This is a genomic window from Pseudomonas sp. SDO5532_S415, assembly GCF_054071155.1.
This window is the reverse complement of sequence record NZ_JBSVWS010000154.1, coordinates 1-14,177: the sequence shown is the minus strand read 5'-3', so window position 1 is coordinate 14,177 and position 14,177 is coordinate 1. Positions and strand designations below refer to the sequence as shown.

General features: G+C 62.2%; 11 protein-coding genes and 1 pseudogene. 7 read left to right on the top strand and 5 right to left on the bottom strand.

Annotation, left to right across the window (positions count from 1 at the left end; genetic code table 11):
* Window positions 1-223 precede the first annotated feature (223 nt).
* On the bottom strand, window positions 224-1,714 hold the full coding sequence (locus tag ACW9HW_RS24375) for an aldehyde dehydrogenase family protein (protein WP_095193580.1): 1,491 nt from the start codon (window positions 1,712-1,714) through the stop codon (window positions 224-226).
* Between the two features lie 116 nt (window positions 1,715-1,830).
* Window positions 1,831-2,220 (bottom strand): c-type cytochrome, encoded by a 390-nt coding sequence (locus tag ACW9HW_RS24370; RefSeq protein ID WP_095193579.1) that lies wholly within the window; start codon window positions 2,218-2,220, stop codon window positions 1,831-1,833.
* 502 nt (window positions 2,221-2,722) lie between these two features.
* On the opposite strand from ACW9HW_RS24370, the gene ACW9HW_RS24365 reads away from it, so the two are divergent.
* From ACW9HW_RS24365 to ACW9HW_RS24340, 6 genes and pseudogenes are all read left to right on the top strand, one after another.
* A complete protein-coding gene (locus ACW9HW_RS24365) occupies window positions 2,723-4,045 on the top strand; it encodes a hypothetical protein (RefSeq protein ID WP_457401968.1) in 1,323 nt (440 codons plus the stop codon).
* Window positions 4,046-4,083: 38 nt separating this feature from the next.
* A pseudogene (locus ACW9HW_RS24360) lies at window positions 4,084-5,469 on the top strand (HAMP domain-containing protein); the annotation flags it as partial.
* Window positions 5,470-5,493: 24 nt separating this feature from the next.
* Window positions 5,494-6,324: a methyl-accepting chemotaxis protein gene (locus ACW9HW_RS24355; protein ID WP_371917514.1), complete on the top strand. Its 831-nt coding sequence runs from the start codon at window positions 5,494-5,496 to the stop codon at window positions 6,322-6,324.
* A 438-nt stretch (window positions 6,325-6,762) separates the two neighbouring features.
* A complete protein-coding gene (locus ACW9HW_RS24350; RefSeq protein WP_457401967.1) occupies window positions 6,763-8,076 on the top strand; it encodes an amino acid permease in 1,314 nt (437 codons plus the stop codon).
* Complete coding sequence (locus ACW9HW_RS24345) at window positions 8,069-9,346, top strand: aspartate aminotransferase family protein (protein WP_457401966.1); 1,278 nt, start codon at window positions 8,069-8,071, stop codon at window positions 9,344-9,346. The genes ACW9HW_RS24350 and ACW9HW_RS24345 overlap by 8 nt, the downstream gene beginning before the upstream one ends.
* A gap of 9 nt (window positions 9,347-9,355) precedes the next feature.
* Entirely contained in the window at window positions 9,356-10,369 is a 1,014-nt protein-coding gene (locus ACW9HW_RS24340; RefSeq protein WP_457401965.1) for a phosphotransferase enzyme family protein, read from the top strand.
* A 146-nt stretch (window positions 10,370-10,515) separates the two neighbouring features.
* On the opposite strand, the gene hpaC is transcribed toward ACW9HW_RS24340, so the two are convergent.
* The gene (gene hpaC / locus ACW9HW_RS24335; RefSeq protein WP_095193567.1) at window positions 10,516-11,028 is read right to left on the bottom strand and encodes a 4-hydroxyphenylacetate 3-monooxygenase, reductase component; all 513 of its coding nucleotides are present in this window, start codon (window positions 11,026-11,028) and stop codon (window positions 10,516-10,518) included.
* A 261-nt stretch (window positions 11,029-11,289) separates the two neighbouring features.
* On the opposite strand from hpaC, the gene ACW9HW_RS24330 reads away from it, so the two are divergent.
* The gene (locus ACW9HW_RS24330) at window positions 11,290-11,919 is read left to right on the top strand and encodes a response regulator transcription factor (protein WP_095193566.1); all 630 of its coding nucleotides are present in this window, start codon (window positions 11,290-11,292) and stop codon (window positions 11,917-11,919) included.
* 146 nt (window positions 11,920-12,065) lie between these two features.
* On the opposite strand, the gene feaR is transcribed toward ACW9HW_RS24330, so the two are convergent.
* Both feaR and ACW9HW_RS24320 read right to left on the bottom strand, forming a co-directional pair.
* Entirely contained in the window at window positions 12,066-12,986 is a 921-nt protein-coding gene (gene feaR, locus ACW9HW_RS24325; RefSeq protein WP_457401963.1) for a transcriptional regulator FeaR, read from the bottom strand.
* A 153-nt stretch (window positions 12,987-13,139) separates the two neighbouring features.
* On the bottom strand, window positions 13,140-14,090 hold the full coding sequence (locus tag ACW9HW_RS24320; RefSeq protein WP_095193564.1) for a PDR/VanB family oxidoreductase: 951 nt from the start codon (window positions 14,088-14,090) through the stop codon (window positions 13,140-13,142).
* Window positions 14,091-14,177: the final 87 nt, after the last annotated feature.

The following is a 14,177-nucleotide window of genomic DNA, read 5'->3' as shown; positions in this document are numbered from 1 at the left end:
CACGGCCAAGGATGGCCGATCGCGGCGGGCCCACGGAGCAGGACCGGAGCGAGGGAATGCCGAGCCTGGGCGAGGCACCGAACGACAGGGGCAAAAGCCCTTGGTTACTTGGGGCTTTTCCAAGTGACTCGCCGTAAGGGCGAAACCATAAGTCGCCGCTACCGAAACAACGGATATGTACACTGGAGCGCGAAACCCACTCACGCCCCAAGTAACTCATCCATCAATGCGCGATACACACCGACTTCAACTCGGTATAAGCCTCAATCACCGCACGTCCAAACTCACGGCCCATGCCCGATTGCTTGACGCCACCGAACGGCATCGCCGGGTCGAGCAACACGTGGGCGTTGACCCACACCGTGCCGGCTTCGATGCGCGGCACCAGGTTCATCGCCTTGCCCAGGTCGTTGGTCCACAGGCTGGCAGCCAGGCCGTAGCGGTTGTCATTGGCCAGTGCGATCACTGTGTCTTCATCATCGAACGGCATTACACCCAGCACCGGACCGAACACTTCTTCCCGGGCCACGGCCATGCTGTGGTCGATGTCGGCGAGGATCGTTGGCTGCACGAAGAAGCCCTCACCTTCCAGCAACTCGCCACCGGCCACCACCCGCGCGCCTTCACGACGAGCCAGTTCGATGTGCTTGAGCACACTTTGTTGCTGCTTGCGCGACACCAGCGGGTTGATCGCCGCGTCGCAGTTCATGCCGGCGCCAATCGGCATGGCTGATACCGCTGCCGCCAGGGCTTCGACGAACTGATCGTGGATCGAGCGATGCACATAGAAGCGCGACGCCGCGGCACACACCTGACCGTTGTTCAGCAGGCCGCCGAGAATTGCGCCTTGCACAGCCTTTTCGATGTCGGCATCGGCAAGCACGATCATCGGGTTCTTACCGCCCAGTTCCAGGGAGAAGCGCGTCATGTTTTCCATGCACGCCACGCCGACGCTTTTGCCCACGGCAGTGGAACCGGTGAAGGACACTTTGCTCACCAGCGGATGCGAAGTCAGCACGCCACCGACCGAAGCACCGCCACCGGTGACCACGTTGAACACGCCCGCCGGAATGCCCGCTTCCAGTGCCAGTTCTGCCAGGCGCATGGCGGTCAGCGGGGTTTCCATCGCCGGCTTGATGATCACCGTGCAACCGGTGGCCAGCGCCGGCATCAGCTTCCAGGCGGCGATCAGCAGCGGGAAGTTCCACGGCACGATGCCGACCACAACGCCGACCGGCTCACGCTTGGTGAACGCGGTGAACTTGGCACCCGGCGGCAGCGGGATCGACACATCGAAGGTCTGGCCTTCGATCTTGGTCGCCCAGCCGGACATGTAGCGCATGAACTCCACGGTGGCGTTCAAATCCAGTGCGCGAGCCATGTTGATCGACTTGCCCTGGCTCAGGGTTTCCAATTGCGCCAGCTCTTCGGCGTGCTCCTCCACCAGACGGGTGAAGTTGAGCAGGATGCGTTCACGGTCGGCCGGACGCAGCGCCGACCACACGCCGGACTTGAAGGCCTTGTGCGACGACTGCACGGCGCGCTCGACGATCTCCAGCGGCGCATCCAGGGTTTCGCACAGGGTTTGCCCGGTGGCCGGGTTGACCACGGCAATGGTCTCGCCTTCGGCAAACACCCACTGGCCATCGATAAAGCAGCCATGACGGCGGTCGAGGAATGCAGCCACCTGTGGCAGGATTTCAACGTTGCTCATAAATCACCTTCATTCAAATGTGGGAGCGAGCCTGCTCGCGAAAGCGCCCTTAAAGGCGGTGCAAGATTCAAGGCAAGCCAGCTCCTGCGGGGTTCGATAGCCAGGTAACCGGCCGCTTAGTGTTGTTCTTTGAGGTAGCACACCACCGCCTGACGATCGTCGGCGGAGGCCAGGCCCATGTAGGGCATGTAAGTACCCGGCATATAGGCCTGGGGTTGGGTGATGAGTTGCTCTATGTTCTCGGCTTGCCAGTCGATGTTTTTGCTGCGCATCGCCTGGGAGTAGTTGAAGCCCTCCAGCGAACCGGACTTGCGCCCCACCACACCCGCCAGATTCGGTCCCATCATCCCGGCCATGCCTTTGCTCACCGAATGGCAGACCCCGCATTCATTGGCGAACACCTCGGCGCCACGCTTCTGCACCGGCGCGCAATCGGCAGCGACCGCGGCTTGAGCCAGGGTGAAGGTCAACAAACCAAAGAGGGAAAAACGCAGGGCGGTAAACATAAGAAACGACCTTGAAAATCCACGCGCTCGTCACGCAGACGAACGCCAACACAGAAAGCGCCAGGGCAACGGAGCCCCGGCAGGTTGAAAAGGATTGTCGGTGGTCGGCGACGCACAGGTTTTGCCCTGCGTGCCAGTTGTGTTGGCGGGGCTGCCAAAACGCTTAACTGCACGTTCGCAGAACTTTGTGGGAGCGAGCCTGTTTGCGAAGGCGGCGGTACATTCAACAGATATGTTGACTGACAGACTGCTTTCGCGAGCAGGCTCGCTCCCACATTTGTAGTGGGTGTACACAAGGGGGCGTGTTCACCGACGCTCCTGCACAGAACGCGATTTGCCGAGCAAAGGCGCAGCAAAAAACCTCCGTGCCATCACCCTGCCATGCAATCTGGCATGCACAACCAACTAATTGGCAAACAGGCAAAAGGCCAAAAAAAACGCGGCCCTTAGTATCTAAAAAGACCGCAACCCTGCGCCTAAGAACAAGAACGGATGTCATGCCATGCTCAAGTCTCCCTTGCTTCGACTTTCCACGCTCGCGCTGATGATCAGTGCCGGGCAGGCCGGAGCTTATGAACTCTACGCCGATGACGACAGTCACCTGAACGCCACCCTGGAAGCGGTTTTCGGCATTTTCCACAGCCAGGAAAACTACGCCCTGTCGGGTCGTCTCGACGAAGGTTCGTCCTCGTGGCGCGAGGGTTATATCAAGTACGGCCTGGCGTTCGACCAGGGCCTGGGCGGTGTTGGCACCGCTTACGGTGCAGCGAACATGCTCAGCTCCGGCACCTGGGGCGACGGCGATGCCGCCGGTTTCAGCGACGGTTCGGAACGCACCACCAAGTTCGAAGATGCCTACCTCGGCTGGCGTTCGGCCGATCTGTTCCCGGTGCTGGGCAGCGACGGGATCGACCTGTCCTTTGGCCGCCAGAACATCTTGATCGGCGACGGTTTCCTGATTAATGGCGACGCGCTGAACCTGGGCAAAGGCATTGCCGACGGTGAGTTCAACCGTGGCGGCGCCTACTGGCTGGCGGCACGCAAGGCGTTCGACGAGACCGCCGTGTTGCGTATCGGCGGCAAGGAAGGCTGGCGCAGCGACCTGATGTGGCTCAAATCCAACAACCGCTCCCAGGCCAAGACCGAAATGTACGTCGGCACCCTGGAGCACGTGTCTGAAGCCGGCACTGTCGGCCTGACCTACATCGACACCACCGACATCGACGAGCAGTACGCCTCGCCGATTCAACTTGAACGCGACGGCATGAAGACCTACAGCCTGCGCGCCACCGGCAATGCCGGGGTCAAAGACCTGTTCCTGTCCGGTGAATACGCCAAGCAGGACAAACCCCACTCCTCCGACGAAGACGGCTGGTACCTGGAAGCCGGCTGGACCTTCTCCGACGTGACCTGGGCGCCCTATGTCAGCTACCGCTACAGCCGTTTCTCGGAAAACTACGACACGCTGTTCTACGGTTTCAGCCGCGGTTTCGGTACCTGGTTCCAGGGTGAAGTGGCGGGCAACTATGCCGGGCCGTTCAACAGCAACTCGCGCATCCAGCAAGTGAAGTTCAGTGTCTCGCCGCTGGAGAACCTGAGCGTGGGCGTGATGCATTTCAACTTCGACACCATCGACCGCAACCTGGGCAATACCGATGGCCGCGAAACGGACCTGTATGCCGAATGGCACGTCAACGACCACCTGAGCATCATGCCGCTGATCGGCCTGTTCCAGCCGGACAAGAGCGCTGACCAAGGCGGCACGCAGCTGGGCAACAACGACAAGAACCTCTACAGCCAGGTGATTTTCGCCACGACGTTCTAAGCCACCACGCGCCCCCTGTAGGAGCGAGCTCGCTCGCGATGAACGCCCAGGCAACGCGGGCATCCAGGCAGCCCGCGTTATCGTTGACGTCCATCGCGAGCATGCTCGCTCCTACAGGGATCGGGTTCACTTCAAGGAAAAAGGCCTTTCCAATGCAGAAAAAATTCCTGACGATCCAGAGCAAGATCGCCCTGCTCGCCGGCCTCTGCCTGTTGTTGGTGGTGGGTTTGCTGATGAGCCTGTCGCTTTACCAGACCCACAAAAGCAGCCGGCAAGTCGCCGAGGCCAGCAGCGAAATGCTCGCCGATGCGGCCAAGGAACACATGCAGGCCCTGGGCAAAGTGCAGGCCATGCAGGTGCAGCGCACCTTCATGCAGACCCATGAATTCGGCCAGGGGCTGTCGCGATACTTACTCTATCTGCGGCAACTCCAGCACCAGGGGACGCTGACCCGCCCACAACTGCGCCAGGCGCTGAGTACCCAGCTTCACCAGGCCCTCATCGACAAGCCCGACCTGCTCGGGCTTTACGTCATTTTTGAACCCGACGCCCTGGACGGTGCCGACGCCGGTTTCGTCGACAAGGCGGATCTGGGCAGCAACGAAACCGGGCGTTTCTCGCTGTACTGGGTGCAGAGCAAGCCCGGCGAGCTGCAAGCGGTGATCGGTGACGAAGGCCTGCTCGCCAAGACCGAGCCGGGGCCGAGCGGCGCGCCCTACAACGCCTTCTACACCTGCGCCCGCGACACCCGTCAGGCCTGCGTGCTGGAGCCCTACTTCGACGAGGCGTCCGGCAGTCGCAAACTGGTTACCAGCGTGGCCTTCCCGCTGCTGGAAAACGGCAAGGTCATTGCCGTGGTCGGCCTCGACATCAACCTCGCCGCGCTGCAAAAGAACAGCGAAGCCAGCGCCCTGCAACTGTTCGATGGCCATGGCCAGATCAGCATCGTCAGCCCTCGCGGCGTCATCTCCGCCAACAGCCAGGACGTCAGTCGCCTGGGTCAACCGATGGACAATGCCGAGGTGATGGACGTCTTGCGCCAGGGCCAGCCAAAAGTCTTTGTCGACCCGCAGCAGATCAAGGTCCTCGAACCGCTGGCACCGATTGCCGGTGCAGCCCCTTGGGGCGTGCTGGTGGGCGTTCCGCAGGATGTTCTGCTGGCACCGGTCACCTCCCTGCAAAAGCAACTCGACGCCCAAGGCGTGCAAAGCACCGCACTGGAACTGCTGCTCGGCGGCGGCTCGGCCCTGCTCGGCCTGCTGTTGATCTGGTACACCGCGCAGCGCATCACCCGACCGCTGCAAGTGCTGACGCGGGTCATGGAGGATATTTCCCTCGGCGAAGGCGACCTGACCCGGCGTCTGCAGGTGCAATCGCGGGATGAGATCGGTCAGCTGGCGACGGCGTTCAACCGGTTTGTCGAGCGTATCCATCAGTCGATTCGCGAAGTGTCGTCGGCGGCGCTCGGCGTCAACGAAGGGGCTCGTCGCGTGCTGGAAGCGTCCAATTCATCGCTGAGCAACTTCGACGATCAATCGACCCGCACCAACAGCGTGGCGGCAGCAATCAATCAATTGGGCGCCGCCGCCCAGGAGATTGCCCATAACGCCAGCGATGCCTCGCACCAGGCATCCAATGCCCGGCAACAGGCGGAAGACGGGCGTCAGGTGGTGCAGCGCACGATCGAGGTGATGAACGAGCTGTCCGGGAAAATCAGGGCATCGTGCGCCAACATCGAAGTGCTCAACGACAAGACCGTGAACATCGGACAGATCCTCGAAGTGATCAAGGGTATCTCCCAGCAGACCAACCTGCTGGCGCTCAACGCCGCCATCGAAGCGGCCCGCGCCGGTGAAGCCGGACGCGGTTTTGCCGTGGTGGCCGATGAAGTGCGCAGCCTGGCCGGACGCACCCAGACCTCGGCGCTGGAGATCCAGCAGATGATCGAGGAACTGCAAGTGGGCGCCCGGGACTCGGTCACCACCATGACCGAGAGCCAGCAACACAGCGAGGAAAGCGTCAACATCGCCAACCTCGCCGGCACCCGCCTGGGCAGCGTGACCCAGCGCATCGGCGAGATCGACAACGTCAACCAGTCCGTCGCCGCCGCCACCGAGGAACAGACCGCCGTGGTCGAGGCGCTGAACGTCGACATCACGCAAATCAACACCCTCAACCAGCAAGGCGTGGAAAACCTGCAATCGACCTTGCGCGCCTGTACCGAGCTGGAACAACAGGCGGCGCGGTTGAATCAGTTGGTGGGGAGTTTTCGGATCTGACCATGGCAGTGCCTGGTACACCGCCTTCGCGAGCAGGCTCGCTCCCACAATGGATCTGTGTCGTACACCCATTCCGTGTTCACTGGAGATCCCCTGTGGGAGCGAGCCTGCTCGCGAAGGAGCCGGCACACTCAACATCCTCGGCGCCTGACACGCCGCCTTCGCGACCAGGCTCGCTCCCACAGTTGGTCATCGTCGTACACAAACTCTGCATCCACTGAAGATCCATTGTGGGAGCGAGCCTGCTCGCGAAGAACGATAACGCGGTGGGCCTGCTCTCCTCCATAGCCCAATCTGGCACCCACAACCAACCACCTGGCATGCACGCAAACATGCCGCACCGCACCCCGCGCGTAGTATCGAAGCGCAAAGCAACGCTCCACCCCCTCCATTTCTCACAAAAACAATAAATCGGCCTCAGGGCTGCGGGAGACTTCTGTGCTCAAGAAAAGTGCGTTGGGCTGGCCAAAGATTGCCGGCCTTGGAATTGCGTTGGTGGTGGCCGGGCAGTTTTCCGGCTGGAACTTTGGGTTGGCGGCTGGTGGCTGGCTGAACATGTTGATCGCCACGCTGTTGATGGTGCTGCTGTGCGGCGGCCTTGCCCTGTGTGTGGCGGAATTGTCCACGGCACTGCCCAGCGCTGGTGGCGTGTTCGTCTATGCGCAAAGTGCTTTCGGACCGTTCGTGGGATACCTCGTCGGCGTGGCTTGTGCGCTGGCGCTGACCATCGGTACCGGTGCGGCGGCGACCTTCATCTGCGCCTACACCGAATCGATTTTCGGTCTCGGCGGCTGGCCGGTGAAGATCGCCCTGTTCGTGGTGATTGTCGGCATTCACCTGCGCGGTGTCGGTGAGGCCATGGGCCTGACGTTCATTGCCGGAGTGATCGCCGTCGTCGCCCTGCTGACCTTCGGCGTGGCCATGGCGCCTCATGTCGAACTGAGCAACTTGCTGGCCCTGCCGGCTAACGTCGCCACCCCCGTCAGCCTCGCCGGCATCTTCGCTTGCGTGCCGTTCGCCATCTGGCTGTTCATCACCGTCGAGCAAACCGGCTCGGCGGCAGAAGAAGCTGACAACCCCGGCCGCACGATGCCCCGCGGCATACTCGCGGCCATCGGCACGTTGCTGGTCACCGCGCTGGTAGTGCTGGTGTGCGCACCGGGTGCCGGCGGCGTTGAACTGGTGGGCTCGGCGGGTGATCCGTTGTACGCGGCGATGTCCAGCAACAGTGCCTTCGGTGAAGGCTCGTGGCTGGCCAAGGTGATTGGTTGCGGCGGAGTGTTCGGCCTGATCGCCACCTTCTTTTCCCTGGTTTACGCCGCCTCCCGGCAACTGTTCGCCATGGCCCGCGATGGCCTGTTCCCGCAATGGCTGGGCAAGACCGGCAAGCGCGGCACACCGTACCCGGCGCTGCTGCTGATCGGCGCCATCGGCCTGCCATTGTCCGCGGTCGACCCGGCCACGGTGATGCTCGCGGTCGTGCTGCTGCTCAACGTTGGCTACCTGTTCATCTTCGGCGCTTACCTGCGCATCAAACGCAGCCAGCCGGACCTGCCACGTCCTTTCCGGCTGATCGGCGGCAAGCTGATTGCCTGGCTGGGCCTGGCCCTGACGCTGGTGGTGATCGCCGCCTGCTTCCAGCTCGACCTGACGATGCTGATCGCCCTCGGGGTGGCCTTCGCCCTGTGCATATTCAACTTCGTGCTGCGCACTCGCCGCACCAACCCAATCGAGGTTCCTGACCATGCCTGACACCCTTCTGCAACGCCGCCATCGCGTACTCGGCAGCGCCTCGCCGCTGTTCTACGACAAGCCCCTGCACCTGGTGCGCGGTGAAGGCGTCTGGCTGTTCGACGTCGACGGTCGGCGCTATCTGGACGTTTACAACAACGTCCCTTGCGTCGGCCACTGCAACCCGCAGGTGGTCGAGGCGATGCACCGCCAGGCGACCACCCTGAACATCCACACCCGCTACCTCGATGAGCAAGTGGTGCGCTATGCCGAGCGCCTGACGGCCACCTTTGCCCAGCCCCTGGACACCGCGATGTTCACCTGTACCGGCAGCGAGGCTAACGAACTGGCGCTGCGCCTGGCGCGTTTCGCCAGCGGCGGCACCGGGATTATCGTCAGCGATTACAACTACCACGGTAACTCGGCTTCGCTGGCTGAGGTGACCACTGCCCTGCCCTCGCCGGAACCCTTCGCCGCCCATGCCCGCGCCGTGCCGATTCCATGCTTGTACCGCGCACCCGCTGGTACCCGCGAAGCGCAACTGGCGGATGAGTACGCCGCCAATATCGCCGCGGCGATTGCCTCAATGCAGGCCCAGGGGATTCGCCCGGCGGCATTGTTGATCGACACCCTGTTCGCCAACGAAGGTTTGCCTCGGGTGCCGGCCAGTTTCGTCGCCAAAGCTGCGGAGTTGATCCGCGCGGCGGGCGGCTTGTTCATCGCCGACGAGGTGCAGTCCGGCTTCGGCCGTACCGGCGATCACCTGTGGGGGCATCAGGCCCACGGCGTGACGCCGGACATCGCCACCCTCGGCAAGCCCATGGGCAACGGTTACCCGCTGGCGGGGCTGATCACCCACAAGGCGCTGGTGGAATCGTTCGGCCGCAACGCCATGTACTTCAACACCTTCGGTGGCTCACCGGTGGCCGCTGCCGTGGGTATGGCGGTGCTGGACGAAATTGAACAGAAGCAGTTGCTGCAGAACGCGCAAAACGTCGGCGCTTATGTGCAGCGGCGTCTGCAAGCACTGGCCGACAAACATTCGATCATCGGCGATGTGCGCGGCAAGGGCCTGTTCTTCGCCATGGAACTGGTGCGCGACCGTGCCAGCAAGGAACCCGCCGGGCTGGAAGCACGCAAGGTGGTCAACGACATGCGCGAGAACGGTGTGCTGATCAGCAAGATCGGCGCCGGCGACAACATTCTCAAGCTGCGCCCGCCGCTGGTGTTCAGCCGCGAACACGCCGACCTGTTCGTCGACACCCTGGACCATGCGCTGAGTGCAATTTGAGGATCTGCGATGACTGAATTTCATACCTTGAACCACGACCAGCAAGTCGCCAGATTGCACGATCTGGCACGCCACGCCCTGCAAAACTGGGACGGTGATTTTGCCGATATCGAACTGGTGAAATACCGCGAAAACGCGGTGTTCTCGGCCCGGCGCCACGACGGCCAGCGCGTAGCCCTGCGCATTCATCGCAATGGCTATCACTGCGAAGCGGCGCTGCGTTCCGAGCTGCAATGGATGGAAGCCCTGGAAAGCGCCGGCATTACTGTGCCGCAGATCATTCGCGCTCAGGATCAACGCCATTTGATCGAGGTGAGCCATGCCGATATCGGTCAACGTCATGTCGACATGCTCGCCTGGCTGCCGGGGGCGACCGCCGGCACCTCCGAGGCCGGGGTGCAGGCCGATACCGAGATCGACTTTCTGTTTGCCGAAGCCGGCGCGCTTGCCGCGCGCATTCATGTGCATTCGGCTCATTGGCAGCAGCCGGACGAATTCGTCCGGCATGCCTGGGATGAAGAGGGTTTGATCGGCGCCAACCCGTTCTGGGGGCGCTTCTGGGAGCTGGAGCAGCTCAGCGACGAGCAACGGGACCTGCTGCAACAGGCCCGGCGCACGGCGCGTCGGGACTTGCGCCAATACGGCCGGCACCTGGGCAACTTCGGCATGATCCACGCCGACCTGGTGCCTGAAAACCTGCTGATCGAAGGCCCGCGCCTGCGCCTGATCGACTTCGACGACGCCGGTTTCGGCTGGCACATGTTCGAGCTGGCCACGGCGCTGTACTTCTGCCTGGATGACCCGCGCTATGAGCAGATCAAGGCGGCGCTGCTAGAGGGGTATCACGCGGTGAAGCCGCTGACCGAAGCGGACCGCCAGACACTGGCGCTGTTTCTGATGCTGCGCGGCACCACGTATCTGGGCTGGATTCATACCCGCCAGGGTACGCAGACTGCGATCAAAATGGCGCCGATGCTGATTGAGCGGGCTTGCAGGTTGGCTCGGGAGTATCTCCAGCAATAACTGCTGAACATTTGTGGCGAGGGAGCTTGCTCCCGCTGGGCTGCGCAGCGGCCCCAAATCCAGTGTATGCGGTCTATCAGTCATACCGCATACTCCGGTCTTACGACTGCTGCGCAGCCGAGCGGGAGCAAGCTCCCTCGCCACAATCAGCAATGCGCCCCAGCATGTTCAAGCCGATGAAACAACCGGTTGAAGTACACCAGGCTATCGCCCTGCTCCCGCACGCCGACCTTTTCCAGTTCCACGAACATCACCGAATGCGACCCCACTTCCTTGCACTCGCTGATCCGTCCCTCCAACTGCACCAGAGCGTCACGCAACACCGGCACGTCGGCGGCGCCGTCGTCCCACAGGTCCCAGGCGAAGCGCTCGGCCATCGGCACCTTGGTCATGCCGGCGAAGTGGCGGGCCAGTTCTTCCTGCTCGCCACACAGCACGTTGACGCACAGCCGGCCGTTGGTGCGGAACACGTCGTGGGTGGCGCTGTTGCGGTTGACGCAGACCAGCACGGTGGGCGGCGAATCGGTCACCGAGCACACGGCGCTGGCGGTGATGCCGCAACGACCGCCAGGGCCGTTGGTGGTGATGATGTTCACCGCCGCAGGCAGCTGCGCCATGGCGTTGCGAAAGTCGATTTGCTGCTGGCTCAGGTCGGCCATGTCGATGCCCCTTCCTTCAGGAGGACCGCTTTGAGGCGGCCCGTAGGTGATGGAACAAGACTAAGGCCGGGCGCTGCGCCCAACCATTCTGACGATCCCCACGTAGAGGTAGGCTTTCCGCTAGTCGACTAGGTGGTTTCTTTATCGCATGGGCCGGCCACAGTGGGTATCCTGCTACTTGGCTCCAAAAAGATGAGCCAATGTCCGCCGCGCGTGCACGCGAGCGATAACAATAAATAGAAAATTTCGTGGCAGCCCCTGATGCAAACCCGCAAACCGATTGTTTACATCGTTGACGACGACAAGGACCTGCGCACCTCGCTGGCCTGGTTGCTGGAGTCGGTCAGCGTGCAGGCGCAGTGCTTTGCCGGCGCCGAAGAATTCCTCAGCCAGTACGACCCCAAGCAACCGGCCTGCCTGGTGCTGGACGTGCGCATGCCGGAAACCAGCGGTTTCCAGTTGCAGGAAATCCTCAACCAGCGCGGCAGCACCTTGCCAACCATTTTCGTCTCGGCCCATGGCGATATTCCGATGTCGGTGACGGCGATGAAGAACGGCGCGCTGGACTTCGTCGAGAAGCCCTACAACCCGCAGCAGATGATCGACCGCATCCAGGCCGCGCTGAAGACCGCCGTACACGCCCAGGCCGACCAGGAGCAGCGCCAGAACCTGCAAGGCAAACTGGCACTGTTGACCAGCCGCGAGCGCGAGGTGCTGATGCTAGTGATCGATGGCAAGGCCAGCAAGGTGATTGCCCGGGAGCTGAACATCAGCGTGAAAACCGTTGATGTTCACCGCACCAAGATCAAGGAAAAGATGGGCGTGACCAGCATCGCGATGCTGGTGCGCGAGGTGCTGCACTTGCCGGCGGAGGAGCCGGCGCGGCATTGATGACCCTGAGACCGGATGCGGCCGTCAGACCGCTTTCGCGAGCAGGCTCGCTCCCACAGTGGATCTGCGGTGAACACATATTATGTGTCCGACAGTGATCACCTGTGGGAGCGAGCCTGCTCGCGAAGGGGCCGGCAGATACAACCTCAATTCTGGCTATAGCGCTTGCGATAGGCACCCGGCGACACACCAAAACGCGATTTGAACGCCGAGGAAAAGTAGCTGGAATCGGAAAAGCCCCAGGCGTAGCACAGTGCCGACAGCTTCTGCTCGACATCGCTGCGGCGCAGGTTTTCCGCGCAGAAGTCCAGGCGTCGGTGCTTGATGTATTGCGCCACTACCAGCCCGCGCTTGGAGAACATCCGGTACAACCCGCGCACCGACACCCCCACCTCCCGGGCAATCAGTTCGGGGCAGAGCGCTTCGTCGCTGATGTGTTCGTCAATGAAGGCGATGATCTTGCGGAACTGCCGCTCATGAATATCGCCATTGCTGTCGCGGGCGCTGACGCCCGGTAGCAGCAGGCTGACCAGGGCGTCGAGCACGGCCTCGCTTTCCTGCATGTCCAGCCCTTCCTGCTGGCGAGTTTCCAGTACCAGGCGGCTGGCCATGGCCGCCAGAGGATTATTGGCCGCGATGCGCGTGGCGCAATTGACCGCCGTGAAGTGCGAGCCGCGCTCGACCACCTGGCGCGGCAGGATCAGCGACAACTGTCGGGAATCGTCGTTGTAGGTCATGTCGCTCGGGCGGCTGGCGTCGATCAGGGCGATGTCGCCACACCCCAGTTGCGCACGGTTGTCGCCCTGCTCGAGGTACGAACTGCCGCGCATCTGGAACACCGCGTAGTAGTGCCCGTCGCTGCTGGTGCTGACATCCTTGCTGCTGCGGTACAGGTGCACGTGCGCCATGTCGACCACGCTGAGCTTGATCGCGCCGCTGCGAAATTCCGCCAGCTCGCCATAGAAATCGGTGTCCAGCGCGCGGGCGTCGAAACGCCCGCAGGCCTGGTTAACCTGGCTCAGCCAACTTTCGAACGCCTCATTGCGCACCGCCGATGCTGTAATCATGTCCGCAAAGCCTCACGTTTTTGTTGTTATTTTTCGGCCGCTTCGTCGAGCGGCTCGCTAAAAATGTTTCGTACTCCAGCCATCGCCTCCCTCGATGGCCGCCGGGCGCTCATTCAACAGGCTCCGGCGTCGGCTTTCCAGCCTTGAAAGCGCTTAAATGTCCAGTACCAGACGAGCGGAAAGCGCCCGTGAAACGCAGGCGCAAATCTGCTTGTTGGACGCCTTTTCCTTGTTGGAAAGGCAGTTGTCACGGTGCTCCGGCACGCCGTCCAGCACCTCGACAATACAAGTGCCGCAGATGCCTTCGCGGCACTCGGTGTCGATGTCGCAACCGTGGGCCTGCAACACATCCACCAGACTGCTGTCAGCCGGTACATGCAGCACCACGCCGGAGCTGGCCAGTTCCACTTCGAAACCACCGCTCGGGCCGCTGTTGGCTGCAGGATCGGCGGCGAAGTGTTCCAGGTGGATGGCATCGTCCGAACGGCTGCGCGCGGCCACTTCCACCACTTTATTCATGAACGGCGCGGGGCCGCAGGTGTAGACATGGGCATCGCTGCCGGCACGTTCCAGGCACGCGCTTAATGCAGCGTCCAGATCGCCCGGTTCGACGCCGTAGTGAAACTCGACGTGATCGGCAAAATTTGCCGCCAGCAGTTCGGTGAACGCCGCGTACTCTGCCGAGCGGGCGAAGTAATGCAGGCGATACGGCTGGCCGCTTTCCGCCAGTCGATAGGCCATGCTCAGCAGCGGCGTCACACCGATGCCGGCGGCGAACAGCACGTGTTCGCGGGCAGCCGGGTCCAGGCGGAACAGGTTGCGTGGCGCGCCCATTTCCAGCTCCATGCCCTCTTCCACCTGCTCATGCAACGCCAGCGAGCCACCGCGCGACTGCGGTTCTTTCTTCACCGCCACCAGGTAGGCGCGACGATCCTGGGGCGGGCTGCACAGGGAGTATTGGCGGGTTACACCGGTCGGGCCGGTAAGGTCGACGTGGGCACCCGGCTCATAGGTGTCGAGCGGCTGGCCGTCACTGCGCACGAGGCGAAAGGAACGGATATCCAGCGCTTCGTCGACGATCCTTTCGATCTTCACCTTCATCATTGCATCACCTGAATACACTTGTTTTAGTTACTTCACCTTGTGGGAGCGAGCCTGCTCGCGAAGGTGTGTCAGTCGACATTTATGTAG

Coding starts and splice junctions, on each gene's coding strand:
- ACW9HW_RS24375 (WP_095193580.1), bottom strand. CDS start 1,714: ATGAGCAACGTTGAAATCCTGCCACAGGTGGCTGCATTCCTCGACCGC.
- ACW9HW_RS24370 (WP_095193579.1), bottom strand. CDS start 2,220: ATGTTTACCGCCCTGCGTTTTTCCCTCTTTGGTTTGTTGACCTTCACC.
- ACW9HW_RS24365 (WP_457401968.1), top strand. CDS start 2,723: ATGCTCAAGTCTCCCTTGCTTCGACTTTCCACGCTCGCGCTGATGATC.
- ACW9HW_RS24345 (WP_457401966.1), top strand. CDS start 8,069: ATGCCTGACACCCTTCTGCAACGCCGCCATCGCGTACTCGGCAGCGCC.
- ACW9HW_RS24340 (WP_457401965.1), top strand. CDS start 9,356: ATGACTGAATTTCATACCTTGAACCACGACCAGCAAGTCGCCAGATTG.
- hpaC (WP_095193567.1), bottom strand. CDS start 11,028: ATGGCCGACCTGAGCCAGCAGCAAATCGACTTTCGCAACGCCATGGCG.
- ACW9HW_RS24330 (WP_095193566.1), top strand. CDS start 11,290: ATGCAAACCCGCAAACCGATTGTTTACATCGTTGACGACGACAAGGAC.
- feaR (WP_457401963.1), bottom strand. CDS start 12,986: ATGATTACAGCATCGGCGGTGCGCAATGAGGCGTTCGAAAGTTGGCTG.
- ACW9HW_RS24320 (WP_095193564.1), bottom strand. CDS start 14,090: ATGATGAAGGTGAAGATCGAAAGGATCGTCGACGAAGCGCTGGATATC.